20 protein-coding genes and 1 riboswitch are annotated in these 24,186 nt (G+C 76.9%); of the genes, 11 read left to right on the top strand and 9 right to left on the bottom strand.

Going from position 1 to position 24,186, the window contains the following annotated elements; genetic code table 11:
* Window positions 1-14: 14 nt before the first annotated feature.
* Genes FS882_RS08955 through FS882_RS08930 form a run of 6 tightly spaced genes read right to left on the bottom strand, consistent with a single transcriptional unit; the run spans window position 15 to window position 7,772 of the window.
* Entirely contained in the window at window positions 15-1,598 is a 1,584-nt protein-coding gene (locus FS882_RS08955) for a DUF6270 domain-containing protein (protein ID WP_158372713.1), read from the bottom strand.
* The gene (wecB, locus tag FS882_RS08950) at window positions 1,595-2,773 is read right to left on the bottom strand and encodes a non-hydrolyzing UDP-N-acetylglucosamine 2-epimerase (RefSeq protein WP_262348173.1); all 1,179 of its coding nucleotides are present in this window, start codon (window positions 2,771-2,773) and stop codon (window positions 1,595-1,597) included. Before wecB ends, FS882_RS08955 begins: the two co-directional genes overlap by 4 nt.
* Window positions 2,770-3,693 (bottom strand): ABC transporter ATP-binding protein, encoded by a 924-nt coding sequence (locus tag FS882_RS08945; protein WP_158372712.1) that lies wholly within the window; start codon window positions 3,691-3,693, stop codon window positions 2,770-2,772. Before FS882_RS08945 ends, wecB begins: the two co-directional genes overlap by 4 nt.
* Window positions 3,680-4,630 (bottom strand): ABC transporter permease, encoded by a 951-nt coding sequence (locus FS882_RS08940; protein ID WP_187365231.1) that lies wholly within the window; start codon window positions 4,628-4,630, stop codon window positions 3,680-3,682. The genes FS882_RS08945 and FS882_RS08940 overlap by 14 nt, the downstream gene beginning before the upstream one ends.
* Window positions 4,627-6,498 carry a glycosyltransferase gene (locus FS882_RS08935; RefSeq protein WP_158372710.1) on the bottom strand — a complete coding sequence of 624 codons (1,872 nt, stop codon included), beginning with the start codon at window positions 6,496-6,498 and terminating at the stop codon, window positions 4,627-4,629. The genes FS882_RS08940 and FS882_RS08935 overlap by 4 nt, the downstream gene beginning before the upstream one ends.
* Window positions 6,495-7,772, bottom strand: coding sequence for a glycosyltransferase family 4 protein (locus tag FS882_RS08930; RefSeq protein ID WP_262348172.1), 1,278 nt, complete (start codon window positions 7,770-7,772; stop codon window positions 6,495-6,497). Before FS882_RS08930 ends, FS882_RS08935 begins: the two co-directional genes overlap by 4 nt.
* A 168-nt stretch (window positions 7,773-7,940) precedes the next feature.
* Here FS882_RS08930 and FS882_RS08925 point away from each other — a divergent pair, with 168 nt between their 5' ends.
* Window positions 7,941-9,425, top strand: coding sequence for an NCS2 family permease (locus tag FS882_RS08925; RefSeq protein ID WP_158372709.1), 1,485 nt, complete (start codon window positions 7,941-7,943; stop codon window positions 9,423-9,425).
* A 160-nt stretch (window positions 9,426-9,585) separates the two neighbouring features.
* Window positions 9,586-10,911, top strand: coding sequence for a UDP-glucose dehydrogenase family protein (locus FS882_RS08920; RefSeq protein ID WP_158372708.1), 1,326 nt, complete (start codon window positions 9,586-9,588; stop codon window positions 10,909-10,911).
* Window positions 10,912-11,062: 151 nt separating this feature from the next.
* Here the strand turns inward: FS882_RS08920 and FS882_RS08915 are convergent, their stop codons facing one another.
* Window positions 11,063-11,980 carry an endonuclease domain-containing protein gene (locus FS882_RS08915; RefSeq protein WP_158372707.1) on the bottom strand — a complete coding sequence of 306 codons (918 nt, stop codon included), beginning with the start codon at window positions 11,978-11,980 and terminating at the stop codon, window positions 11,063-11,065.
* A 306-nt stretch (window positions 11,981-12,286) separates the two neighbouring features.
* On the opposite strand from FS882_RS08915, the gene FS882_RS08910 reads away from it, so the two are divergent.
* The 4 genes from FS882_RS08910 to FS882_RS08895 all read left to right on the top strand — a co-directional run bounded on the left by FS882_RS08910 (window position 12,287) and on the right by FS882_RS08895 (window position 17,016).
* The gene (locus FS882_RS08910) at window positions 12,287-12,712 is read left to right on the top strand and encodes a MarR family winged helix-turn-helix transcriptional regulator (RefSeq protein WP_410053269.1); all 426 of its coding nucleotides are present in this window, start codon (window positions 12,287-12,289) and stop codon (window positions 12,710-12,712) included.
* Between the two features lie 10 nt (window positions 12,713-12,722).
* Window positions 12,723-14,045, top strand: a complete 1,323-nt coding sequence (locus FS882_RS08905) for an MFS transporter (protein ID WP_158372705.1) — start codon at window positions 12,723-12,725, stop codon at window positions 14,043-14,045.
* Window positions 14,046-14,183: 138 nt separating this feature from the next.
* Window positions 14,184-15,965: a DUF4012 domain-containing protein gene (locus tag FS882_RS08900; RefSeq protein WP_158372704.1), complete on the top strand. Its 1,782-nt coding sequence runs from the start codon at window positions 14,184-14,186 to the stop codon at window positions 15,963-15,965.
* A gap of 277 nt (window positions 15,966-16,242) precedes the next feature.
* The gene (locus tag FS882_RS08895; RefSeq protein WP_262348170.1) at window positions 16,243-17,016 is read left to right on the top strand and encodes an LPXTG cell wall anchor domain-containing protein; all 774 of its coding nucleotides are present in this window, start codon (window positions 16,243-16,245) and stop codon (window positions 17,014-17,016) included.
* A gap of 103 nt (window positions 17,017-17,119) precedes the next feature.
* On the opposite strand, the gene serC is transcribed toward FS882_RS08895, so the two are convergent.
* Window positions 17,120-18,259 carry a phosphoserine transaminase gene (gene serC, locus FS882_RS08890; RefSeq protein ID WP_262348169.1) on the bottom strand — a complete coding sequence of 380 codons (1,140 nt, stop codon included), beginning with the start codon at window positions 18,257-18,259 and terminating at the stop codon, window positions 17,120-17,122.
* A gap of 88 nt (window positions 18,260-18,347) precedes the next feature.
* Here serC and FS882_RS08885 point away from each other — a divergent pair, with 88 nt between their 5' ends.
* From FS882_RS08885 to FS882_RS08870, 4 genes are all read left to right on the top strand, one after another.
* The gene (locus tag FS882_RS08885) at window positions 18,348-19,046 is read left to right on the top strand and encodes a metal-dependent transcriptional regulator (RefSeq protein WP_158372703.1); all 699 of its coding nucleotides are present in this window, start codon (window positions 18,348-18,350) and stop codon (window positions 19,044-19,046) included.
* Between the two features lie 223 nt (window positions 19,047-19,269).
* Window positions 19,270-19,438, top strand: a riboswitch (cyclic di-AMP (ydaO/yuaA leader).
* 2 nt (window positions 19,439-19,440) lie between these two features.
* Window positions 19,441-20,223, top strand: a complete 783-nt coding sequence (locus tag FS882_RS08880; protein ID WP_158372702.1) for a C40 family peptidase — start codon at window positions 19,441-19,443, stop codon at window positions 20,221-20,223.
* Between the two features lie 209 nt (window positions 20,224-20,432).
* Window positions 20,433-20,942, top strand: a complete 510-nt coding sequence (locus FS882_RS08875; protein ID WP_262348168.1) for an HNH endonuclease — start codon at window positions 20,433-20,435, stop codon at window positions 20,940-20,942.
* A 124-nt stretch (window positions 20,943-21,066) separates the two neighbouring features.
* A complete protein-coding gene (locus FS882_RS08870) occupies window positions 21,067-22,038 on the top strand; it encodes a universal stress protein (protein ID WP_158372779.1) in 972 nt (323 codons plus the stop codon).
* Window positions 22,039-22,156: 118 nt separating this feature from the next.
* On the opposite strand, the gene FS882_RS08865 is transcribed toward FS882_RS08870, so the two are convergent.
* Window positions 22,157-22,633, bottom strand: a complete 477-nt coding sequence (locus FS882_RS08865; RefSeq protein WP_147795577.1) for an Lrp/AsnC family transcriptional regulator — start codon at window positions 22,631-22,633, stop codon at window positions 22,157-22,159.
* A 228-nt stretch (window positions 22,634-22,861) separates the two neighbouring features.
* Here FS882_RS08865 and FS882_RS08860 point away from each other — a divergent pair, with 228 nt between their 5' ends.
* A complete protein-coding gene (locus FS882_RS08860) occupies window positions 22,862-24,160 on the top strand; it encodes a hypothetical protein (RefSeq protein ID WP_158372700.1) in 1,299 nt (432 codons plus the stop codon).
* Window positions 24,161-24,186 lie beyond the last annotated feature (26 nt).

The following is a 24,186-nucleotide window of genomic DNA, read 5'->3' as shown; positions in this document are numbered from 1 at the left end:
CGGCGGGCGGCCCGTCAGGGACGGAGCGCGGCGTCGAGGAACAGGTCCACGTCCTCGAACATCAGGGGCAGCAGCGCGTCGACCCGCTCGTCGTCCCAGTCCCACCAGCGCGCGCTGAGCAGACCGGCGACCTGCCGGTCCGAGAACCGCCGGCTGACCTGCCGCCCCGGGGAGCCCGCCACGACGGCGTAGGGCTCGACGTCGTGCATCAGGAGCGAGCCCGGGGCGACGACGGACCCATCACCCACCGTGACCCCGGGGAGCACCGTCGTGCCCTCGCCGAGCCACACGTCGTGGCCGATGCGGACGGGGCCGGCGGTCGGCCGGTTCGCGGGCAGGGCGCGCGCGCCCGGCCAGAAGTCGTGCAGCGTGCGGAACGGGTAGGTGCTCACGGCGTCCGCCGGGCGGTGCCCGAGGATCAGCGTCACCCGCTCGTCGATCGAGGTGAACCTGCCGATGGTCAGCGGCGCGGAGCCGGCCCCGCGGACCGTCGGCTTGCCGCAGGTGTGGTCGCCGATCGACCAGCCGTGCCGCTCCGCCTCCTCGCGGAGCAGCCGGCGGGTGAGCTGCGACGGCCGGCGCCTGCCCTGCCAGTCCATCTCGATCGTCTCGAGGACGTGCCGGATGCCGTCGGCGGGCCGGAGCACGAACGGGCCCTCCAGCCGGAGGCCCCCGGCCGTCACGACCGCCGAGTCGAACCGGGTGCTGGGACGCCCGTCCCGGTCCCGGAGGACGAGCACGCCGGCGTCGTCCACCTCCCAGGTGGCCTCGTTGCGGTGCGCGTGGCCCCAGATGGTGCCGTCGGCCAGGAGGCGCAGCGGCCCGACGACGTTCGAGCCGTCGGCCCGGCGCATCCGCCAGGTGGCGGCCACCACGGCCCGGGGGTCGAGCGGGGTGCGGGGCGTCGCGGGCGCGGCGGCCGGCGCCGCCTCCGTCGCCGGCCCCGGCGCCGGCTCCGGCGCCGGCTCCGACGCGGTGCCGAGCGCCCGGGCGAGGTGCTCGACCACCGCTGCGTGGTCGCCGGACGAGGGCCGGTCCGGGACACGTGCGACCTCCGCGCCGAGCGCCGCCGCGGCGCGCGCCAGGTACGGGCGGAGCCGGTCGTCCTGCCCGTCGAGCAGCACCACCCGCGCCCCCGGCGTCGTCCGGCGCAGCAGCGCCGCGAGCCAGTCCGCCGCTGCGTCCCAGTGCTCGAGGTGGGTGGGGTCGCCCAGCGGCAGGTGCCGCGTCCCCGCCGGCAGCCGCTCCTCGGCGCCGCTGACCACCAGGTCCTCGGTCCGCGTCACGACCGAACCGTCCGGGAGCACGTGCACGCCGAGCACCTCGTCGGCCAGGTCCACGAGGACGAGGTCGACCGTGCCGGCGACGCCCGCGAGCACGTGCTCGAGGTTCGACCCGTAGTCGCCCCGCATCCAGCGGTGCCGGGACCGGGTCGGGAGCGGAGGCGGCGCGACGAGCGTCACCGGCCGGGAGTACGCGCTCAGCAGGGACTGGCGGGCGACCACGCCGAGCAGGGCCGGGCCGCCGGGGTCCTCCAGGCGCTCGGCGACCGCCCGTGCCAGGTCCGAGCCGTACACGAACATCCGAGGTGCGCTCATGGCCCCGTCCTCTCCGACGCGCCCGCGGGAGCGGGCTCGAACTCGTCCGGGCGCTCGCCCGTCCCGGCGAGCCACGACAGCGCACCGAGGACGCGCTCCGTGGCACGGCCGTCGCCGAACGGGTTGGCCACCCTGGCCGCCGCCCGGTGCGCCGCGTCGTCACGCAGCAGCCGGGTCGTGCGCGTCACGATCGCGTCCTCGTCCGTCCCGACGGGCAGGACCACGCCCGCCTCGACCGCCTCCGGGCGCTCGGTCGCCTCCCGCAGCAGGACGACGGGGACCCCGAGGCTCGGTGCCTCCTCCTGGACCCCGCCCGAGTCCGACAGGACGACGTGCGCCCGGGCGAGCACGCCGCAGAACTCGGGGTAGTCGAGCGGCGGGCCGAGGAGGACGTTCGGCAGCCCCGTCAGCCGCGCGCGCAGCGGGGCGTGGGCCGTGGGATTGGGGTGCAGCGGGCAGACGAACTGCACCTCGGGAAAGCGCAGGGCGAGCCGGTGGACGGCGCGCGCCACGCGCTCGATACCCGGGCCCCAGCTCTCCCTGCGGTGGGCGGTGACCAGGACGAGGCGTCGCGCGTCGGGTGCGCCGGCGGGCCCGCCGGCGTCCGGGCGGCGCAGCGCGAGCACGAGCCGCAGGGCGTCGATCACCGTGTTGCCCGTGACCAGCACGTCGGCGCGCGGGACGCCCTCCCGCACCAGGTTCCCTGCGTTCGCCGCCGTGGGCGCGAGGTGCAGCCGGGCGACCCGGGCGATCTGCCGCCGGTTGAGCTCCTCGGGGAACGGGCAGGACACGTCGTGCGTCCGCAGGCCCGCCTCGAGGTGCACGACGGGGACACGGGCGTAGAACGCGGCGAGCGCCGCCGCCATCGCCGTCGAGGTGTCGCCCTGCACCAGCACGATGTCCGGACGCTCGGCCGTCAGCACGGCGTCCACCCGCTCCAGGATCCGCGAGACGGTGGCGGCGAGCCCGCTGCCGCGGGCGAACACGTCCAGGTCGTGGTCGGGCGTGATGCCGAAGACGGCGTTCACCGAGTCGAGCACGTCCCGGTGCTGCCCGGACACGACGGTGACCGGCGAGAACCGCCGGTCGGCCGCGAGCGCGCGCACCACCGGCGCCACCTTGATCGCCTCGGGCCGCGTGCCGTACACGGTCATCACCCGGGTCGCCGCCGTCACGCCACGCTCCGCGCGCGGGTGCCGCGCGCGTGCCGCGGTGGCACGCCCGCGCGCTCCGGGAGCAGCCGCACGTGCACCTCGTCGTGCTCCGACCTCGCCTCGTCGAGGATCGACGCCGCGGTGGCCGGCCGGCCGTGCGCCGTCCAGTACGCCCAGCGGCGGTACCGCTTGGCGACGTCGGAGGCGGGCCCGTCGAGGACCACCCCGCCGTCGTGCAGCCAGATCGCCCGGGTGCACGTGGTCTCGACGGTCCGGGCGTCGTGGCTCACCAGGAAGACGGTGCCCGCGCCGTCGCGCAGCCGCTGCATGCGGTCCTCGCTCCGCGACCGGAACGCGGCGTCCCCGGTCGCCAGCGCCTCGTCGATCAGCAGGATGTGCGGCCGCGCCGCGGTGGCGATCGCGAACCGGAGCCGCGCCGCCATCCCGGCCGAGTAGGTCTTCATCGGCAGGTGGATGGCGCGTCCGATCCCGGCGAGCTCGACCACCTCGGGGACCGCCGCCGCCGTCTCGGCGTGGGACAGCCCCATCGCGAGGCAGCCGAGCCGTGCGTTCTGCAGGCCGGACATCTCCGGGACCAGCGCGGCGTTGGTCCCGATCAGCACGGGCTGGGACTGCGCGAGCACCTGGCCGCTGGTCGGGCGCTCGAGGCCGGCGATCACGCGCAGCAGGGTGCTCTTGCCCGAACCGTTCTGGCCGACCAGGCCGACCTGCTCCCCGGCGCGCGCGACGAACGACACGCTGGTCAGCGCGTCCACGCGGACGGTCGGCTGCCGGCCCAGGGCCGCCCGGAGCCCGCCGAGCAGCCCGCCCCGCCGGGAGGCCGGGCCGGTGTCCTCCGCGGTGGGTGTCCGGTACCGGACGCCCACGTCCTGCACCGCGACCGTCGTCCGCACGGCCCCCCAGTCGTCAGCCGCGGCCATAGGACTCCTCCCCGCGCCAGAAGAACAGGAAGCCGACGGCGAAGGTGCCGGCCGCCCACGCGCCGAGCGCGAGCCAGGTGCCGCCCAGGGGCGCCCGGGCGTACAGCAGGCAGTCGCGGGCGGCGTCGAGCACGAGGAACATCGGGTTCGCGTGCACCGCGGCCAGGACCGCGGGCGGCAGGTCGAGGTGGTCGAACGAGAAGAAGACGCCCGACCCGTAGAACCAGAACCGCAGCAGGACCGTGATGAGCTGGTTGACGTCGGGCAGCATCGCGCCCAGCCGGGCGACCACGAGGCACACCCCGGTGACGAACACCGCCTGGAGCGCGAGCACCCCCGGGAAGAGCAGCGCGTGCCACGTCCAGCTCGCCCGCTCGGGCAGGACCAGCAGCAGCGCGAGCATCGCGGCCATCGAGGGGAGCAGGCCCAGCAGCCCCTGGAGCGCGACGGAGACCGGGACGGACGCCCGCGGGAAGGTGAACGCCCGGATGACGTTCCGGTGGGCGTGGATCGACCGGCCGGCGCTCGTGACGCACTGCGAGGTGAAGGCGAACAGGAACGTCCCGACGATGAGGTAGCCGAGGAAGTTGGGCACGCCCCGGCGCACGTCCAGGAGGAGGCCGAAGACGACGAAGTAGGCCAGCCCGTCCAGGACCGGGCGCACGACCAGCCAGGCCTGGCCCAGCAGGGTCTCGCGGACCCCGCTCGTCACCTTCGCCCGCGCCTCGTGCCAGAGGAACGACCGCCGGCCCCAGAGCTGCGCCACGTACCGGCGCAGCGCGGGACGGGCACCGACCCGGGTGAGCTCCTCCGGGGCGATCAGCTCCACCACGGGCCCGCCGCGCGCGGGCTCCTCGACGGCGACCGGATCGGGGTCCGGGGCCCACGGCCACACCGCGCCGCCGCGACCCTCGACGGACGCGCCCGCCGCCGTCACCGGGCCGCCCCGAGCCGTTCGTACAGCGCGCGGTACGCCGCCCCCGCCCGCGCCCAGGTCCGCCCCGCCGCCACCTCGCGCCCGGCCGCGACCAGCGCCGCAGCGGCCGCGGGGTCGTCGCGCAGCCCCGCCAGCGCGGCCGCCAGCGCGGCGGGGTCGTCCGGCGGGACCCGCAGGCCGGCCCCGTCCGGCACCACCTCGGCGAGCGCCGGCAGGTCGCTCGCCACGACCGGGCGGCCGAGCGCCATCGCCTCGACCGGCTTGAGCGGGGTCACCGACCGGCACACCGCGAGGTCGCGACGCGGCACGACGAACGCGTCCAGCGCCCGGTGCCAGCGCGGCGCCGCCCCGGCGGGGACGCGGCCCGGGAGCAGCACGGAGCCGGCCACGCCGGCCGCGGCGGCGCGGCGGCGCAGCTCGGGCAGCGCGACGCCGTCGCCGACCACGCAGGCGCGGGCGTCGACCCCGCGGGCGCGCAGCAGGGCCACCGCGTCGACCAGCGTGCCCAGGCCCTCGTAGTCCACGACGCTGCTCACGGTGCCGACCCAGAAGCCGTCCTCGGGCAGACCCAGCGCCCGGCGCGCGCGGCGCGGGCCCTGGTCGGGGAGCGTGAGCAGGCGGGGGTCGACCCCGTTCGGGACCACCGTGATCCGCTCCGCCGGGACGCCGCGCGCCACCAGGTCGTCCCGCAGGGTCCCGCTGAGCGCGACGACGTGCGCCGCGCAGGCCGCGACCGCCGCCTCCTGGGCGCGCAGCAGCCGGAACCGCTCGCTCGCCGCGGCCCGCTCCCGCGCCCCGGCGTCCGCCCGGCCGGCCACCCAGGTCTGCTCGAGCAGGCCGCGCACCTCGTAGACCCAGGGCACGCCGAGCTCGGCCGCCAGGGCCGCGGCGACCTGGCCGTTGCCGTACGGCGTGGTGGTGTGCAGGACGGTCGGACGGAAGGCCCGGGCGACCGGTCCCAGCGCCGCGACGGTGCGCGCGGCGCGGTCGACCGCGTCCCGCGGCTGCGCCAGGGGGAGCAGACGCCGGTACGGCACTCCGTCCACCACGTCGCGCCGGCGTGCGGCGAGTCGGCCGACCGACACCGGGTACCCGAGCCGGGTGGCGGCCTCGACCCGGACGCCCGCCGCGGCCTGCGCGCGCAGGACGGCGTGGGAGCGCACGGCGTAGCCGCTCGGGGTGTGCGGGACCGACGACGTGAGCAGGTGCAGCGCCGCGGGCCCTTTGTCGGGGGCCCCGGCGCGCACCCGAGGACCGGGGGCGCGCACCCGCCGACCGGGCGAGCGACGCGGCGCCGGCCCGGCCTCGGCGCTCGGGACCTCGAACCCCGGCACGAGCGTCGCCCGCTCGGCCGTGTACCGCCGCGCGAGTCGCCGGTCGCCCGCCGCCTCGGCGCGGGCGACGGCCGCGTGCAGGTCACCGTCGCGCCAGGCCGCCCGCGCGGCGGCGCGGCCGGGCAGGGGAGTCGGGGTGCGGGGCGTCAGGCCCGCGCCGAGCGCGTCGGCGCGGTCCAGCTCGACCGCCACCTCGGCGAGCACGCGTCGCCCGGCCCTGCCCCGCGGGCGGGCCCCGGGGAGCAGCCGCCCGGCGGCGTCCCGGTGCCCGGCGAGCCAGTGCCCGAGGACGGCCCGGGTCGGTGCCGGCGAGCCGGCCAGCAGCGCGGCCGCCGCGCGCCCGGTCACCGCGTCCGGCAGCCGGCGCGACGCCTGCACGACCAGCAGGGCCGGGTCGTCCCGCAGCATCCGGGCGGCGACCACCGCCGCGACCGCCGCGCCGCGCAGGACGTCCGCCGCTCCGGGGCGGACGCGCAGCACCGCGGCGGCGCCCGTCGGCTCTCCGGCCCGGCGCTCGGGCGAGGGCCGCGTCACGGGACCACGTCCCGCAGCGCGGCCAGGTAGGCGACGGCGAGCCGGTCGAGGTCGGCGTGCTCCGCGACCCACCGCGGGCCGCCGGTGCCGACGTCGAGCCGCGCGCGGTCGGCGGCCAGGGCCGCCCAGAGCCCCGCCAGCGCGTCGGCGTCCTCCGGTGGCACGACGTCGCCCGCCCCGGCCGCGCGCACGACGTCCGCCGCCTCGCCGGTGACCGCGGCGGTGACGTGCCGGCCGACCGCCATCGCCTCGTACAGCTTGCTCGGGACCGTCCACGCGAACGGCGGCCAGTCGCGCAGGGCCACCAGCACGGTGTCGGCCCAGTCGTAGTGGGCCGCGACCTCGGCCCGGGGCACCCGGCCGAGCAGCTCGACGGGTGCGCGCAGGGCCGTGGCCTCGGCGCGCAGCCGGGCGTCGTCGAACCCGGAGCCGACCAGGCGCAGCCGGACGGGGACCCCCCGGTCCCGGAGGATCGCCGCGGCCTGCACCGCCGTGCACAGGCCCTGGCTCCGGCCGGTGGTCCCGAGGTAGAGGACGTGCAACGCTGCGCGCCCCGGGGGGACACCGGTCCGGTCCAGCGGCGTCACCCCGTTGCGCACGACCGCGACGCGGGCCACGCCGCGGTCCCGCAGGACGTCGGCGAACGTCGCCGTGGTCGTCACCACCAGCGCCGCGCGCCGCTGGCTCCACGTGACGAGCGCGGCGGCGGCCCGGACCAGCAGGCGTCGCCCGCCGCGGGCCGGGCCCCACATGCCGCTGGCCTCGATCAGGTCGGGCCAGGCGTCGCGCATCTCGACCACAGCGGGGCGCCGCGGCCCCGCCAGGGCGAGTCCGGCGAGCAGCGAGGGCAGGCCGGGCGCGGTCGCCACGACGACGTCCGGCCGGTCGGCGCCCCGCAGCCGGCGCCGGCCGAGCACCACCGTGTCGACCGCCGCGCGGATCTGGTCGAGGAGCCGGCTGGCCAGGTCGGGTCCGTGCTCCCGGTACCGGACGCGGTGCACGGTCTCGCCGGCGGGCCCGGTCTCGCGCGCCCCCGGCCGCACCCGGCCCCCGGTCCCGGTACGGCCCGACGGGTAGTGCGCCGGCGGGGCCAGGACGGTGACCCGGTGGCCGGCGGCGACGAACCGGGCGGACAGCTCGCGCCAGCGCACGGCGGGCGGGCAGGTCTCGGGGGCGTAGTGGTGCGTGACCAGGACGATGTGCAGGGGGCGGTCGGGTCGCGCGGCCGCTGGGCCCGGCCCCGCCGCCGTCGCTGCCTGGTCCTCGACGCGCACGGACAGTGATCCTGGCCCAGGCGGAGGCTACTCAGTGCGCGACCGGGCACTACTCAGGGCACCCCTGGGGCGCGCGGCCGGGCTCCGAGTCCGCCGCGTGTTTCGGGCCGGTGAACGCTTGCCGGACACCCGCGACCGGACGCGCACCCGTCCGCCATACTTCCCCCCATGTCCACCACCTCCCCGCGGGCGACCGCTCCGGCGTCCGCCGCGCCGAAGAACGCGGTCGACCGGTTCTTCAAGATCTCCGAGCGCGGGTCGACCATCGGCACCGAGATCCGTGGCGGCCTCGTCACCTTCTTCACGATGAGCTACATCATCGTGCTGAACCCGCTCATCCTCGGGACCGTCCAGGACGGCTCCGGGAACTTCCTCGGCGGCGGGTCCGAGCCGAACATCCCGATGATCGCCGCGACCACCGCCCTGGTCGCCGGCGTGATGTCGATCCTCATGGGCCTCGTCGCCAACTTCCCGCTGGCGCTCGCGGCGGGCCTCGGCCTCAACGCCGTCGTCGCCTACTCGATCGCCTCGCTGCCCGACATGACCTGGGCCGACGCGATGGGCATCGTGGTGCTCGAGGGCCTGATCATCCTCGTGCTGGTGCTCACCGGGTTCCGGGAGGCTGTGTTCCGCGCGGTCCCGATGGAGCTGAAGACCGCGATCAGCGTCGGCATCGGCCTGTTCATCGCGTTCATCGGCCTGTTCGACGCCGGCTTCGTGCGCATCCCGTTCAGCCAGGCGACGCCGGTCGAGCTCGGCATCGGCGGGTCGCTCGGCTCGTGGCCGCTGCTGGTGTTCGTCGTCGGCCTGTTCCTCGCCATCATCCTGATGGCCCGCAAGGTGCACGGCGCGATCCTCATCGCCATCGCGGTGTCCACCGTGCTGGCGATCGTCGTGGAGGCCGTCGGCGACCTCGGCGAGCGCTCCGCGGAGAACGCCGACGGCTGGTCGCTGGCCGTGCCGGCCGTGCCGGACTCGATCGTCGCGGCGCCGGACTTCTCGCTGCTCGGCCAGTTCTCGCTGTTCGGCTCGATCGAGAAGATCGGGCTCGTCGCGGTGATCCTGCTGGTGTTCTCGGTGATGATCGCCGACTTCTTCGACACGATGGGCACGATGGTCGCCGTCGGCGGCGAGGCGGGCCTGCTCGACAAGGAGGGCAACCCGCCCCGCACCCGGCAGATCCTGGTCGTCGACTCGATCGCCGCGGCCGCGGGTGGCGCCGCCTCGGTGTCGTCGAACACCTCGTACGTCGAGTCCGCCGCGGGCGTCGGCGACGGCGCGCGCACCGGCCTCGCGTCGGTCACCACCGGCGTCGCGTTCCTGCTCGCGACGTTCCTGTCCCCGCTGGTCGGCATGGTGCCGTTCGAGGCGGCCACCCCGGCCCTGGTCGTCGTCGGCTTCCTCATGGTCATGCAGGTGTCCGGCATCGACTGGAAGAACTTCGAGGTCGCCGTCCCGGCGTTCCTGACGATCGTCCTGATGCCGTTCTCGTACTCGATCACGGTCGGCATCGGCGCGGGCGTCATCTCGTTCGTCGTGCTGAAGCTGGCGCTCGGCAAGGTCCGCAAGGTGCACCCGCTGATGTGGGTCGCCGCGGCGCTGTTCGTCGTCTACTTCCTCATCGGCCCGATCAAGTCCTGGCTGGGCGTCTGACCGGCGCCCGGCACGACCCGACCACGCCCGCCCGGACCGCGCGTCCGGGCGGGCGTCGTCGTCCGCGGGCGCTGCACCGGGTGCCCGGCCGGGCCGGGTGAGGGGTGATCGGCCACGGTAGGTTCGTGCGCGTCCGCCCGCCACCGCCGAAGGGTCCCTCATGCACGTCTCCGTCATCGGCTGCGGCTACCTGGGCGCCGTGCACGCGGCGAGCATGGCCAAGCTCGGGCACACCGTCGTCGGGGTCGACGTCGACGCGGCCAAGGTCGAGCTGCTCGCCGCCGGCAAGGCCCCGTTCTACGAGCCCGGCCTCCCCGAGCTGCTGAGCGAGGTCGGCGGCGAGGGGCGGCTCACGTTCGCGACGGACATGGCGGCCGTCGGCGGCGCGGCCGTGCACTTCCTGTGCGTCGGCACCCCGCAGAAGCACGGCGAGTTCCGGGCGGACCTGACCTACGTCGAGGGCGCGTTCGCCGCGCTGCTCCCGCACCTGCGCCCCGGGGACCTCGTCGTCGGCAAGTCCACCGTGCCCGTCGGGACCGCCGAGGCGCTGGCCGAGCGGCTCGAGGGCACCGGCGCGACGCTGGTGTGGAACCCGGAGTTCCTGCGCGAGGGCTTCGCGGTGAAGGACACGCTGCACCCGGACCGCCTGGTCTACGGGTTGCCCACCGACGACGACGGCGTCCCGACGGCCGAGGGCGACCGCGCGCGCGGGATCCTCGACGAGGTGTACGCGGCGCCGCTCGCCGAGCGCACCCCGCTGGTGGTCACCGACTACGCGACCGCCCAGCTGGTGAAGGTCGCGGCGAACAGCTTCCTGGCGACCAAGATCTCGTTCATCAACGCGATGGCCGAGCTGTGCGAGGCGACCGGCGCGGACGTCACCCGGCTCGCCGACGCCATCGGCTACGACGACCGGATCGGGCGGCGGTTCCTCAACGCGGGGCTCGGTTTCGGCGGCGGCTGCCTGCCCAAGGACATCCGGGCGTTCATGGCGCGGGCCGGCGAGCTCGGGGTCGACCAGGCGCTGTCCTTCCTCCGGGAGGTCGACGCGATCAACATGCGCCGCCGGGTGCGGATGGTGGACCTGGCCCGCGAGGTGTGCGGCGGGTCGATCGTCGGGCGGCGGATCGCGGTGCTGGGCGCGGCGTTCAAGCCGGACTCGGACGACATCCGCGACTCGCCGGCGCTGTCCGTGGCCGCGCAGATGCAGCTGCAGGGTGCGCACGTCGTGGTGACCGACCCGCAGGCCGTCGAGAACGCGCGGCGCGCGTGGCCCGGCCTGGCGTTCGCGACGACGGCCGACGAGGCGGTCGCGGGCGCCGACGTCGTGCTGCTGGCGACCGAGTGGCAGGAGTACCGCGCGCTGGACCCGGAGCGGCTGGGGGGTCTCGTGGCGCGCCGGGCCGTCCTGGACGGCCGCAACGTGCTGGACCCGCGCGCGTGGCGCGCGGCGGGCTGGACGTACCGCGCCCTGGGCCGCCCCTGACGCCCGCGCGCCGCGCGCTCGCGCACGCCGCCGCGCACGCGCGCCGCCGCGCCACCGCGCACGCGCGCCGCCGCGCGGGTTGCGCCGACTCTCCACTTCGCGCCTCTGCGCGCACCGCTGCGCAGAGTCCGCAGATGGAGACTCGGCGAGGTCATCTGCCGTGGAGCGCGCGGCGGACCCACGCGACGACGCGGGACGGGTGGCGGAGGACGTCGTCCGCGGTGCAGGTGATCACCCGCCAGCCCAGCGACTCGAGCTCCTGGCGGCGGCTGATGTCGCGGCGCCAGGTGTCGCGGTCGGTGCGGTGGACGTCGCCGTCGTACTCCACCGCGACGAGCTGCTCGCGGTAGGACAGGTCGGGCATGGCGACGACGTAGCCGTCCGGGGCGCGGACCAGGTCGTTGACGAGCGGGCACGGGAGGCCGGCGTCCACCAGCTCCCACCGCAGACGCGTCTCCATGCACGAGTCGGTGCCCGGCCGGGCGCGGTCGAGGGCCGTCCGAAGGAGGCGGATCCCCCGGGTGCCGGGCGGCAGCTGTGCCACCGCGTCCCGCAGGGCGGCGGGGCTGCTCACCGGGGAGCGTCGACGCGTCAGCGCGTCGGCCGCGACCACGAGCTCGCGCGGGCTGACGGCCGAGGCCAGCTGCGCCCACGCGCGCTCGGCCGTCATCACCCGGAGACCGTCGGGGAGCACGACGTGCGGGACGTCGGCGTCCGAGCGCTGGTGGGCGGCGATCCCGCGGCGCCGTGGCCACGACCCGCCCGGACCGACCTGGACGTGCAGCCCCCGCGGTGACGCGACCCCGAACGGGAGGTCGGCGCCGTGCAGGGCGAGCGCGGTCGCGTGGCAGAACACGGCGTCGTCCGGCAGTGCCGGCGCGAGATCCCGGCACCGCGCGACGACGTCGCCCGGCTCCGGCTCCGCGGTCGCCGACCGGACACCCCGCGTGGGCGCCCGCAGGTCGAACCGGCGCAGCTCGGGCCGGGAGAGCCCGTGCTCGGCGGCCTCGGAGAGCGAGAACGGCGCCCGGGCGAGCCGGTCCGGCAGCACGGGCGGTCGTCGAGGCACCCGCCCACCCTCGCCGCCCGACCCCCCGCTCCGCACCCCGTCCACCGCCCCCTGTGGACAACGCGCCCTGCCCGCGCGCCCGCCTGCGCGCCCGCCGCCCGCCCGCCGCGCGCCCGCCGCGCGCCTGCCTCCCGCCGAGTCTCCGTCTCGCGTCTGTACGAGCGGCCGCCCGCACAGTCCGGAGATGCAGAGTCGGCGAGGGAGTCGGCGAGGGAGTCGGCGAGGGAGTCGGCGAGGGGGTCGGCGAGGGGGAGTCGGGTCGACGGGTGTTGTTAGCGAAGGTAATGACGTAGGGTAAGGATCGTGATCGGGATCAGGGGGAGCGAGCTGGCCGGGGACCTGCGGGTGGCGCTCGCCAAGAGCTCGCGGCGGATCCGCTCGCGGCGCGGGAGCGCCGACCTGCCGGACCCGCAGTTCAACGTGCTGGCGATCCTGCTGCGCGAGGGGCCGCTGTCGCCCGGTGCGCTCGCGGAGGCCGAGCACGTGCAGCCGCCGTCCATGACGCGCACCGTCAACGCGCTGGTGGAGCTCGGCTTCGTGCAGAAGTCCGAGCACCCGACCGACGGGCGGCAGGTCGTCGTGAGCCTGACCGCGGCGGGAGAGGCCGAGGTCCGCGAGACCCGCCGCCGCCGCGACGCCTGGCTCGCCGCCCAGCTCGACACCCTGACCGAGGACGAACGCCGGACCCTGGCGCAGGCCGCCGTGCTGCTGCGCCGGATCGCGGCAGGATGAGGCCGCCCGCATGAACTCGACGTTCGCGTCGCTCCGCTACGTCAACTACCGGCTCTGGTTCGCCGGTGCCCTCGTCGCGAACGTCGGCACCTGGATGCAGCGCGTCGCCCAGGACTGGCTGGTCCTGACCGACCTGTCCGACGACTCCGGCCTGGCGGTCGGCATCACCACCGCGCTGCAGTTCGCGCCGACCCTGCTGCTGTCCGCGTGGGCCGGCGTGCTCGCCGACCGGGTGAACCGCCGCAAGCTGCTGATGTTCACGCAGGGCGCGCAGGGCGTGCTCGCGTTCGGGCTGGGCGCGCTGGTGCTGTCCGGGCACGCGCAGCTGTGGCAGGTGTACCTGTTCGCGCTGGCGCTGGGGGCCGTCGCCGCCCTCGACCAGCCGGTGCGCCAGACCTTCGTCGCGGAGCTCGTGCCCGCCGGCAAGCTGTCCAACGCGGTCGGCCTCAACAGCACGTCGTTCAACGCCGCCCGGCTGATCGGCCCGGGCCTGGCCGGCCTGCTGATCGCCGCGGTCGGCACCGGCTGGGTGTTCGTCATCAACGGGGTGTCGTTCGCCGCGACGATCCTGGCGCTGGTGCTCATGCGGACCGACCAGCTGCACACGATGCCGGTCGCGCCGCGCGCGAAGGGGCAGATCCGGGAGGGCGTCCGGTACGTCCGCGGGCGCAGCGACATCCTCGTGATCATGGCGGTCATCGGGGTGGTGTCGACGTTCGGCCTGAACTTCCAGATGACCAGCGCGCTCATGGCCCGGGCGGAGTTCGGCAAGGGCGCGGGGGAGTACGGGATCCTCGGGTCGGTGCTGGCGATCGGCTCGCTCGCGGGTGCCCTGCTGGCGGCCCGGCGCGAGCGGCCCCGGGTGCGGCTGGTGATCGGCGCGGCCTTCGGGTTCGGGATCGCGACGGGCGTGCAGGCGCTGATGCCGACCTACACGTCCTACGCCGTCGCGTGCATCCCGGTGGGCCTGGCGTCGCTGACGATGATGACCGCCGCGAACACGACCATCCAGATGTCCACCGATCCGGTGGTGCGCGGCCGGGTGATGTCGCTCTACATGATCGTCATGCTCGGGGCGACGCCCATCGGGTCGCCGATCGTCGGCTGGATCGGCGAGCAGTTCGGCCCGCGGTGGTCGATCGGCATCGGCTCGATCACGGCGCTGATCATCTCGGTCGCGGCGGCGCTGTGGGCGCGCAAGCACTGGCACGTGCAGGTGCGCTACCGGCTGCTCGGCCGCCCGCACCTCGAGGTGCTGCACCCCACGGTGCCGGAGCCGCGCCGGGTGGTGGACCAGGTGGCGGCGCGCGAAGCGGCGGACGCGGCGCTGTAGCGCGCCGGGCGGCGGTCCGCCCTCGACGGCGGCCCCGGCGCCGGGCGGTCGGCGCGCGGCGGCCCCCGGCACCGCCGCGAGCGGGTGAACCCGCGCCCGCCCCCTTGCCCGATTTGTCCGATATGTGACGATCGATGGATGGCAGTCCGACGGCGGGTGCTCATCGCGGTGGCCGTGCTGCTCGCCGCCCTGCTCCTGCTCGGCGGCTGGCTCGCGTTCCGGGTCTACCAGGCCGGCACCGCCCTGCGGGACCTGCAGGCCACGGCCGACGGCGCCCGCGCGGAGGCCGGCGCGATGGACCTCCCGGCGCTCGAGGCGAGGCTCCCGGACGCCCAGGACGCCGCCGCCCGGGCCGCCGACGCGGCGGACGACCCGGTGTGGCGGCTCGCGGAGCGCCTGCCGTTGGTCGGCGACGACCTGCGGGCCGTGGCCGTCGTCGCGACCGCCGCGGACCGGCTGGCGCACGACGCCGCGCCCGACCTGCTGACCGCGCTCGGCAGCGTCGTCGGCCCGGGGGCGCAGCCCGCGCGGGCGGTCCCGGCCGGATGGGTGGACCTCGCCCCGGTCGCCGACGCCGCCCCGGCCGCCGCGCGCGCCGCCGCCGTGGTCGACAGCCTGCGGGCCGACCTCGCGACCCTCGACCCGGACCGGCTCGTGGGTCCCGTCGCCGGCCCGGTCGCGCAGCTGCAGGGCGCGCTCGACGGGGCGTCCTCCTCGCTGTCGGCGCTCGGCGAGGTCGCGGCGGTGCTGCCCGACCTGCTCGGTGCCGACCGTCCGCGCACCTACCTGCTGCTGTCCCTCAACCCGGCCGAGCTGCGCGCGCAGGGCGGCATCGTCGGCGCGGTCGCGGTGCTCCAGGTCGCCGACGGCGCGGTGGGGCTGGTCGGCCAGCGCACCACGGTGGACCTGCCGGAGCTCGCGGCCCCCGCCCTGCCGCTGTCCGCGGCCGAGGTCGCGCTGTACGGCGACCGCCCCGGGCGCTGGGTGCAGGACTCCGTGCTGGTGCCCGACTTCCCGCGGGCCGCCGCGCTCGCGGCGGCGTTCTGGCAGCAGTCGACGGGGCAGGCGGTCGACGGCGTGCTCGCGACCGACCCGGTGGTGGTGGCCGACCTGCTGTCCGCGACCGGGCGGACCGTGCAGGCCGACGGCGCGGAGCTGGGCGGGGACACCCTGCTGCGGGCGCTGCTGCGGGACGCCTACCTCGCGTACGGCGACCCGCGGTGGGGCGACGCGTTCTACGCGCAGGTGGCGACGGCGGCCTTCGGGGTGCTGCGGGACGCGGCGGCGGACCCGGCGGCGGCGCAGGACGCCGGGGAGGCGCTGCTCGGCGCGGTGGACGAGCGCCGGGTGGCCCTGTGGTCGGCCGACCCGGCGGAGCAGGCCGTGCTCGCACGCACCCCGCTGGGGGGTGCCTTCCTGTCCGGTGACGCCCTGACGCCCACCGGCCGGGTGGGCGGCGCGGTCGGGGTGTTCCTCGACGACGCCACGGCGGGCAAGCTCGACTTCGACCTCGCGGCGACCGTGTCGGTGACGATGCAGGGCTGCGGGACCGCCGACCCGACGGCGCGGGTGGACCTGCGGCTCGACTACCGGCCGCCGGCCGACGTCACCGGCTACCCGGCTCAGGTGCTGGGAGACGGGCGGTCCGGGGTGCCGGCGGGCTGGCTGGCGACCAACGTGTCGTTCTGGTCCGCGCGGGACGGCCGGGTGGGGCCGGTGTCCCGCGACGGGGCCGTGGTCGGCGGCCAGACCGGGTCCGCCGCGCGGCGGGACGTGGCGGTGCTGACCTCGCGGCTCGCGCCCGGGGCGGGCGAGACGTACAGCGTGACCGTGCCGGCGCCGGGCGGGGCGCTGACGGTGTGGACCACCCCGACGCTCACCGGTCCCGGGGTCGTGGCGGGGGAGTGCCCCGCCGGCTGATCCCCGCGGGTGATCCCCCGTCGGCGTGATTTCACCCGGGGCCGGCGTCCGCGGCCGGCGACGGCCCGCGGACGCCCGCGCGCAGGTCAGGTGGGGCGCCCGCCCGTCGAGGTGCCGGTGACCCGGCGACATCCGCGTGATGACGCGGAACTTTCGCCCTTCCCAGCCCGCGCGCCCCGAGGAAGACCGTGCCTAACATGACCGAAATGTCCGATTTGTACGAATCGGAGATCCAGCCCGGCGACGATGCCGGACGCCCGGTCCTTTGGGGGAGCACATGGCACAGCGGCGACGCATCCTGATCGGACTGGTCGCGGCGGCCGCGGCCGTCCTCGCCCCGGTCGCCCCGGCGCTCGCGGCGCCGGCGGCCCCCGCGGCTGTCGCGGCCGCCCCGGCCCCCGCCGTCGCCATCGGTGACTGCGAGAACCCGGACCCGGCCGACCCGCCCGCCGAGGGCTACGCCCCGCCCACCCGGTGCGAGCTCGGCATCGCCCGCGCGGAGGCGGTCTGCCTCGCCGCCGCCCCCGCGCTGTCCTACGCGGTCGAGCCCGTCGGCACCTCGAGCACCACCGTGACGCTCACCTGGCACAACCCCGGGGGCGCCGACCTCGTGCAGTCCGGGCTGCCGCTGAGCGGGCAGGTGTACTGGCCGGGGACCGTGGTGGTGGACGGCGTGGTCACGGACTGGCCGGGCTGGACGCAGCTGCCCGACGGCTCGTGGACGGAGCACGACGCCTACGACTACACCCGGCCCCAGGTCGAGGTGACGTTCGAGGTGAACCCGAGCGCGACGACGGTCGTGTCCTACCCGCCGGCCTCGGCGGTGTGCGCCAACCCGCCGCAGTCGCAGGTCGCCGGCGTGGTCGTCACGTCCGACGTGCTCGCCGCGCCGGACGTCGTCGCCGCACCGCAGGACGTCCGGGCGGCGTCGGCGGTGCTCGCGGTCACCGGCGCGGACTCGACCCCGCTGCTCGTCGCCGCCGGGCTGCTGCTGCTGGCCGGCGGGGTGCTCGTCGCGATCCCGCTGCGTCGCCGGCACCGCGCGGGCTGACCGGGGGAGCGGGCACGGCGCCCCCGGGGTCGCCCCGGGGCGCCGCGGCGCGCCCGGCGCCCGTGACGCGCGGGCGCCCCCGGGGTCCCTGCGCGGCCGCGCGTCAGACCAGCCGGTCGACCACGTGGTCGAGACACGCGGTGAGGGCCAGGACGTCGTCCGGCTCGACCGCCGGGAACATCGCGACCCGCAGCTGGTTGCGCCCGAGCTTCCGGTACGGCTCGACGTCGACGATGCCGTGCGCCCGCAGGATCTTCGCGACCGTCGGTGCCTCGATCTCCGGTGCCAGGTCGATCGTGCCGACGACCGGCGACCGCTGGCCCGGGTCGGCGACGAACGGCGACGCCCAGTCCCGCGCCTCGGCCCAGCCGTACAGGTGGCCGGCCGACGTCGCGGTCCGGTCGGCGCACCAGGCCAGGCCGCCGTTGGCGAGCATCCAGTCGACCTGCTCGGCCAGCATGACGAGCGTCGCGATCGCCGGGGTGTTGAGCGTCTGGTCCGCGCGGGAGTTCTGCACCGCCGTCGTCAGCGACAGGAACTCGGGCACCCAGCGGCCGGACGACTCGATGCGGGCGGCCCGCTCGACCGCGGCGGGGGACAGCACGGCGAGCCAGAGCCCGCCGTCGGAGGCGAACGACTTCTGCGGCGCGAAGTAGTACGCGTCGGTCTGCGACACGTCGACCGCGAGCCCACCGGCGCCCGAGGTCGCGTCGACGAGCACCAGCGCGCCCTGGTCGGCGGAGCCCGGTACCCGGCGGACCGGGGCGACGGCGCCGGTCGACGTCTCGTTGTGCGGCCAGGCGTAGGCGTCGACGCCGTCGGCGAGCGCGGGGACGGCGGACGTCCCGGGGGCGACGGACGTCAGCACCGGCTCGTCCAGGAACGGCGCGCGTGCCGCGGCGGCGGCGAACTTCGACCCGAACTCCCCGAACACGGCGTGCGCGGACCGGCGCTCGACCAGGCAGAGCGTGGCGAGGTCCCAGAACGCCGTCGACCCGCCGTTGCCCAGGGCGACCTCGTAGCCGTCGGGCAGCGAGAACAGCTCGCCGAGCCCGGCGCGCACCCGGCCGACGAGGTGCTTCACCGGCGCCTGGCGGTGCGACGTGCCGAGCAGGGTGCGCCCGGCGGCGGTCAGCGCCCGCACCTGCGCGTCGCGCACCTTGGCGGGCCCGGACCCGAACCGCCCGTCGGCGGGCAGCAGGTGGTCCGGGATGGTCACGGCGGGCGGCGTGGTCGCGGTCACCAGCCGCACGATACCCAGGCGCGTCCGCGCGCGGCCGGAGCCGACTAGCCTGTGGACGGACGTCCGCGCACGACAGGAGGGCACCGGCGTGAGTGACCTGATCGACACGACCGAGATGTATCTGAAGACGATCTACGAGCTCACCGAGGAGGGCATCACCCCGCTGCGCGCCCGCATCGCCGAGCGCCTGGGGCACAGCGGCCCGACGGTGTCGCAGACCGTCGCCCGGATGGAGCGCGACGGGCTCCTGGTCGTGTCCGGCGACCGCCACCTCGAGCTGACCGAGGCGGGCCAGGGCAAGGCGATGCGCGTCATGCGCAAGCACCGCCTGGCCGAGCGGCTGCTGACCGACGTGATCGGGCTCGACTGGGAGTACGTGCACGAGGAGGCGTGCCGCTGGGAGCACGTCATGAGCGAGCGCGTGGAGCGGCGCCTGGCCGGGCTGCTCGACCACCCGCACTTCGACCCGTACGGCAACCCGATCCCGGGCCTCGACGAGATCGGCGAGGAGCGGACCCCCGTCGGGTTCCTCGACGGCGTCGCCCCGGTGGTCGCCGTGGTGGTCGAGGCCGGTGGCTCGACCAAGGGCGTCGTGGCCCGGCTGGGTGAGCCGATCCAGACCGACGTCGAGCTGCTCGCGCGGCTGGCGCAGGCCGGCGTCCGGCCCGGGAACGAGATCGCGGTCGAGAAGAACGGCAACACGGTCACCGTCGGCGCCCCCGGCGCGGAGACGGTCCTGGACCTGCCGCAGGAGGTCGCGCGGCACGTCTTCCTCCGCACGTCCTGACCGACGTCCCCGAGGGCCCCGCGGGCTGTGGCGCACGCCACGCGCGGGGCCCTCGTGCGTCGGTGACCTGCTGGGCGATGTGAGCGTTCTCCCGGGGCGGGGAAACAGTCCGTGACCGGAACGTGACAATCGGCTCGGGGGTCGGGTACCTTCGGTCCTGCTCGTCGGAACCCTCCTCCGTGCGAGCCCTTGGACGGTACGCCGAGCCCTGCCGCCGCCCGAGGTTCCGTACACACTTCGCCGGCAGGGGCGGGGGAACCACATGCGGGCACCGGAGACGGTGTCCTTGGGGTGAAGCCGCGTGACGCGACCGGGTGACCGGGAGCGGATCGCGGCCGGGTATCTCCGACCCGAACCCGACAGCTCACCTCGTAGGCGCCAGGAGAGGCTGTACGTGACCGCTAGTGCTGTGCGCGCTCGACACCGTTCCGCGCGTCGCCCCGTCACCCCCCTGACCGATCTCGCCACCGCCGCCACGGGCACCCTCGCCCTCGCCGGTCGCCGCACCGCCGTCGTCGCGGCCACCACGGGGCTCATGGTCTCCGCGGTCGCCGTCCCGGCCGCCAACGCCGCGTCCGCGTCCGGCGACCAGGCCGCGCTGCCGTCGGTCGACACCGCCGCCCTGACGGCCTCGGCGAAGACGGCCCTCGAGACCGCGCCGGTCGTCACGGCCCCCGCGGACGCCGCGTGGTCGTTCGAGACGCCCGCCGTCACGGCCGTCGTCCCGGAGCCCGAGCCCGAGCCGGAGCCGGTGCGCACCACCACCTCCCGGTCCGCGCAGCGCGCCACCGTCGAGACCGCCGCCGCCACCGAGGTCGCCGCCGCCGCGGTGCCGCAGTCGGTCGCCGGCAACGCCGTGCTCGAGGTCGCCGCCCGCTACGTCGGCGTCCCGTACGTCTCCGGCGGGACCACCCCGGACGGCTTCGACTGCTCCGGCTTCGTGTCCTACGTCTACGCGCAGCTCGGCATCTCCCTGCCGCGCACGTCGTCCGCGATCAAGGCGGCCGGCACCGTGATCTCCGCGTCCGAGGCCCAGCCCGGCGACCTGATCTGGAGCCCCGGCCACATCTCGATCTACGCCGGCGGCGACCAGCAGATCGACTCGCCCCGCCCGGGCAAGACGATCCAGTTCCGCAGCATCTGGCAGAGCAACCCGACGTTCATCCGCGTCGGCTGATCCGCCTCGCAGTCCTCCTGACCCGACCCCCACGGCCCGCGCGGCCGTGGGGGTCGCGTCGTCCCCGGGACCCGCACGCGGCGCCGGGCGCGTGACGTGCGGCACAAACGATGGGGTCACTCCGGCCAGGTGCGCGTACCCTGCTCTTGCTTGCCTCCCCCAGCGGGCCCGCCAGCCAGGCGGGTCCCCGAGGACCCAGGAGTGACGCCGTGCTGCTGCTGCCCGCCCCGCCCAGGACGCTGCTCCTGAACGCCAGCCTCGAGCCCCTCTGCGTCGTCGCGCTGCCACGTGCGGTGACCCTCGTGATGTCCGGCAAGGCCACCGTGCTCGAGTCCGACGGCCGTGTGCTGCACTCCGAGCACGTCGTGGTGCCGCTCCCGGTCGTGCTCTCGCTCACCCGGTACGTGCACGTACCGATGCGGCGTCCCCTGCCGCCGACGCGTCGGACGGTCCTGCAGCGCGACGACCACCGGTGCGCCTACTGCGGCGCGCACGCCGACACCGTGGACCACGTGCACCCGCGCTCGCGCGGCGGGCGGCACGAGTGGGGGAACGTCGTCGCCGCGTGCCGCCGGTGCAACCACCGCAAGGCCGACCACCTCCTCCATGAGATCGGCTGGGAGCTGCGCTGGACGCCGTCCGCCCCTCGGGGCGCGACGGCGTTCCTGCGCGGTGCGGCGGTCGACGAGCCCGCCTGGTCGCCGTACCTCGCGGCCTGACGCGGCCCGCGCCGCCCTCCGGTCCAAGACTTCGTCAAGCCCGCGCCACGCCGGACCCCACGGCGGGTGCGGAACGGGCATGATCGGGGGCACACTGGGAAGTGCACCGGAGGAGGTCGTGGCGATGAAGCGGGACGCGGAGATCCTGGTCGGCGTGGACGGGTCGGCGGCGAGCATGCACGCCCTCGACTGGGCCGCGGCGGAGGCCCGGACGCGGGGACGGACGCTGCACGTCGTGTGCTCCTACACGCTGCCGTCGTTCACGGCGGCCTCGCTCGACGGCGGGTACGCCGCCCTCGACGACACCGCGATCCAGCAGGGCGCCCGCGCCGTGCTGGACGAGGCGCGGCAGCGCGCGCAGGGCGCGGGGCTCGAGGTCGTCACGACCGTCGCGACCGGCGACGCCGCGGCCGTCCTCGTGGAGATGTCCCGGGACGCCTCGGTCGCGGTCGTCGGCACCCGCGGCAAGGGCGGGTTCGCGGACCGGCTGCTCGGCACGGTGTCGTCCACGCTGCCCGCGCACGCCTACTGCCCGACCGTCGTCGTCCCGCTCCGCGACCAGCGGCGCGGCGGCGTCGTCCCGACCGACGAGTCCACCCCCGTCGTGCGCCCGGTGCGCCGGATGATCGTCGGCGTCGACGGCAGCCCCCAGGCCGACCTGGCGCTCCGCCACGCCATCGAGGAGGCGGAGGCCTGGGGCGCCGAGCTCACCGCGGTCGCCGGCGTGCCCGTCGGCAGCGGGTCGGGGGTGATGGCGTGGCTGCCCGCGACGATCGACCAGACCCAGGTGCTCGCCGACGTCACCGAGGGGCTGAACGTGGTCGTGGACCGCGCCATCGCCGACCGCCCCGGGCTGACGGTGAAGCGGGTGGTGCTCGACGGCACGGGCGCCGAGCTGCTGACCGAGTTCTCGACGGCCACCGACCTGATCGTGGTCGGGTCGCGCGGTCGCGGCGGGTTCGCCGGGCTGCTGCTCGGGTCGACCAGCCAGGCGGTGCTGCACCACGCGGCCTGCCCGGTCATGGTCGTGACGAACCGGTGCCAGGACCGGGTAGGCGCCGCGGACGGCGGGTCGGCGGAGTCGGCCGCGGGCTGAGGCGCGCGGGCGGGGCGCCGGCCGGGGCGGACGGGCCGGACGCGGGCGGAGACGCCGTGGCCGGACGCGCGCGGGCGCGGGCGCCGAGGCTCGCCCCCGGCGTCGGGCCCCGCTGGGGTCACGCCGGGGGCGGCGGCACGTCCGGACGGCGGACGAGCGCCGAGAGCACGATCGTCGACCGCGTGCGCGCGACGAACGGCTCGGCCGCCAGGCGCTCCACCACCTGCTCGAGGTGCCGCATGTCCCGCGCCCGCACCTGGACGACCAGGTCCACGTCGCCGGTGACGGTGCTCGCCGCGACGACCTCGGGGTAGCGCTCGACGCCGGCGCGCATCGTCGCCGGGCTGGTCGAGCCGTGGCAGAACAGCTCGATGAACGCCTCCGTCTCCCAGCCGAGCGCGGCCGGGTCCAGCAGCACGGTGAACCCGCGGACGACGCCGCGCTCGCGCAGGCGGTCCACGCGGCGCTTCACCGCGGGCGCGGACAGGGCGACCACGTGGCCGATGTCCGCGTAGGACGCGCGCGCGTCGACGGCGAGCTCGCGGAGGATCGCCTCGTCGATGGGGTCGAGGTCGCCGGGACGGGTCGGGGGCACGGGGCCATCTTCCCGCACGCCCGGGGGCGGTCCGCGTGCCGGGGCGGGGTGGGGTCCCGTGGTGCGGGTCGGGTGGGGTCACCCGTCCGGGGGAGCGGGGCGCGGCGACCTCGGGGTTCGCGGGCGGCGCGGGTGAACCCGGTGCGCGGGCGTTCAGGGCGGTCCGCGGCGGGTCGATGGGTGCGGTGGCAGGGGGCCCCTGCGACCGCACCGAGGAAGGGACCAGTCATGCCGGTGACCGGCGGACACCCGACGGACCCCGCGACGGGTGGCGCCACGGCGCCCGCGCCGCAGCCGGGCGTCCTCGCGACGGCGCCCGCGCGGCACGACGAGGACAGCCGTCGCACGGCTGCGCCCGGGACGATCCCGACGCAGCGCGCGCTGCGCGCCGCGCCGCCGGCTGCGCTGCCGACCGCCCCGCCCGCCGCGCCGCCGGCTGCGCTGCCGGTTGCGCTGCCGACCGCCCCGCCCGCCGCCCCGCCCCCCGCGCCGCCCGCCACCCGCGCGCCGTTCACCCTCGACGCGCCCACGCGCCCTGCCCGTCGTCGTCGCGCCGGCCGTGGCCGTGCCGTCGCGACCACCGTGCTGTGCGCCGCGCTGGTCGGCGCCGTCGCGGCCGGGGTCGTGGTCCAGCTGCGCGCGGACGCCCGCGCCACCGCCTGGGCGCACGCGCAGCAGCGGGTCGCCGCCGCGTACGCGGCGCAGCGCGTCGACGAGGCGTTCGTCGCCGACGCCCGTGCCGCGCGCGCGGCCGGCCGGTACGACGCCCTGGTCGCCGGCGCGGTCCGGGACGCCGGCACGGTCGTGACCGCCGCGCGCGCTGCGGCCGACGCCTCCCCGCACGCCGGCGACGCCCCGCTCGCCGCGCTGCGCGCCGCGGCCGACGCCGCCCAGCGGGCCGCGGACGGCGCCGGGTCCGGGGTCAGCCCGGCGACCGTGGCGGCCGCCGTCGCGGCGGTCGCCGCCCCGCAGCGGGCCGTGGTCGACGCCGAGGCCGCGTGGCAGGCCGCCGAGGCCGCCCGGATCGCCGCCGAGCGCGCCGCCGCGGAGCGCGCTGCCGCCGAGGCCGCCCAGCGCGCCGCCGCCCAGCGCAGCACGAGCCCTCGCACGGCGACCGGCGCCCGGTCGAACCGCGCTGCCGCCCCGGCGGCCTCCGGCGGCGGTGCGGCCGCCCCCGCCGCCCCGGCCGCCGCCTGGGCCCCGGGCGTCGCGTCCTACGGCGTCGGCGGCCTGGGCGCGGCGCTGAACGCCGCCCGGGCCGAGAACGGCCTGCCGGCCCTGTCGGTGTCCGGCTCGTCGTCGCTGGCCGACCACGCCGCCGCGATGGCCGCCGCGGGCAGCATCTGGCACTCGGGCAGCGACCACATCGTCGGCTGGGTGCAGCCCGTCAGCGACAGCCAGATGATCGCCGCCTACATGAACTCGCCGGGCCACCGCGCGTGGATCCTGAAGGCGGACAAGTCGTCGGTGTCGATCGGGGCGGTGACGATCAACGGCCGGCTCTACACGGCGATGCGGTTCTCCTGACGGCCGTCGCGCGCCGCGGGTCCTGC

The organism is Cellulosimicrobium cellulans (assembly GCF_007679345.1).
In the GTDB taxonomy this organism is placed as follows: Bacteria; Actinomycetota; Actinomycetes; order Actinomycetales; family Cellulomonadaceae; genus Cellulomonas; species Cellulomonas cellulans_A.
The sequence above is the reverse complement of the archived record's forward strand: the minus strand, read 5'-3'. Positions and strand labels throughout refer to the sequence as shown.

Bases quoted from the DNA above. Each gene is read 5' to 3' on its own strand.
- FS882_RS08870 (WP_158372779.1), top strand. From the start codon at position 21,067: ATGAAGCGGGACGCGGAGATCCTGGTCGGCGTGGACGGGTCGGCGGCG.
- FS882_RS08860 (WP_158372700.1), top strand. From the start codon at position 22,862: ATGCCGGTGACCGGCGGACACCCGACGGACCCCGCGACGGGTGGCGCC.
- FS882_RS08895 (WP_262348170.1), top strand. From the start codon at position 16,243: ATGGCACAGCGGCGACGCATCCTGATCGGACTGGTCGCGGCGGCCGCG.
- FS882_RS08925 (WP_158372709.1), top strand. From the start codon at position 7,941: ATGTCCACCACCTCCCCGCGGGCGACCGCTCCGGCGTCCGCCGCGCCG.
- FS882_RS08945 (WP_158372712.1), bottom strand. From the start codon at position 3,693: ATGGCCGCGGCTGACGACTGGGGGGCCGTGCGGACGACGGTCGCGGTG.
- FS882_RS08905 (WP_158372705.1), top strand. From the start codon at position 12,723: ATGAACTCGACGTTCGCGTCGCTCCGCTACGTCAACTACCGGCTCTGG.
- FS882_RS08900 (WP_158372704.1), top strand. From the start codon at position 14,184: ATGGCAGTCCGACGGCGGGTGCTCATCGCGGTGGCCGTGCTGCTCGCC.
- FS882_RS08920 (WP_158372708.1), top strand. From the start codon at position 9,586: ATGCACGTCTCCGTCATCGGCTGCGGCTACCTGGGCGCCGTGCACGCG.
- FS882_RS08955 (WP_158372713.1), bottom strand. From the start codon at position 1,598: ATGAGCGCACCTCGGATGTTCGTGTACGGCTCGGACCTGGCACGGGCG.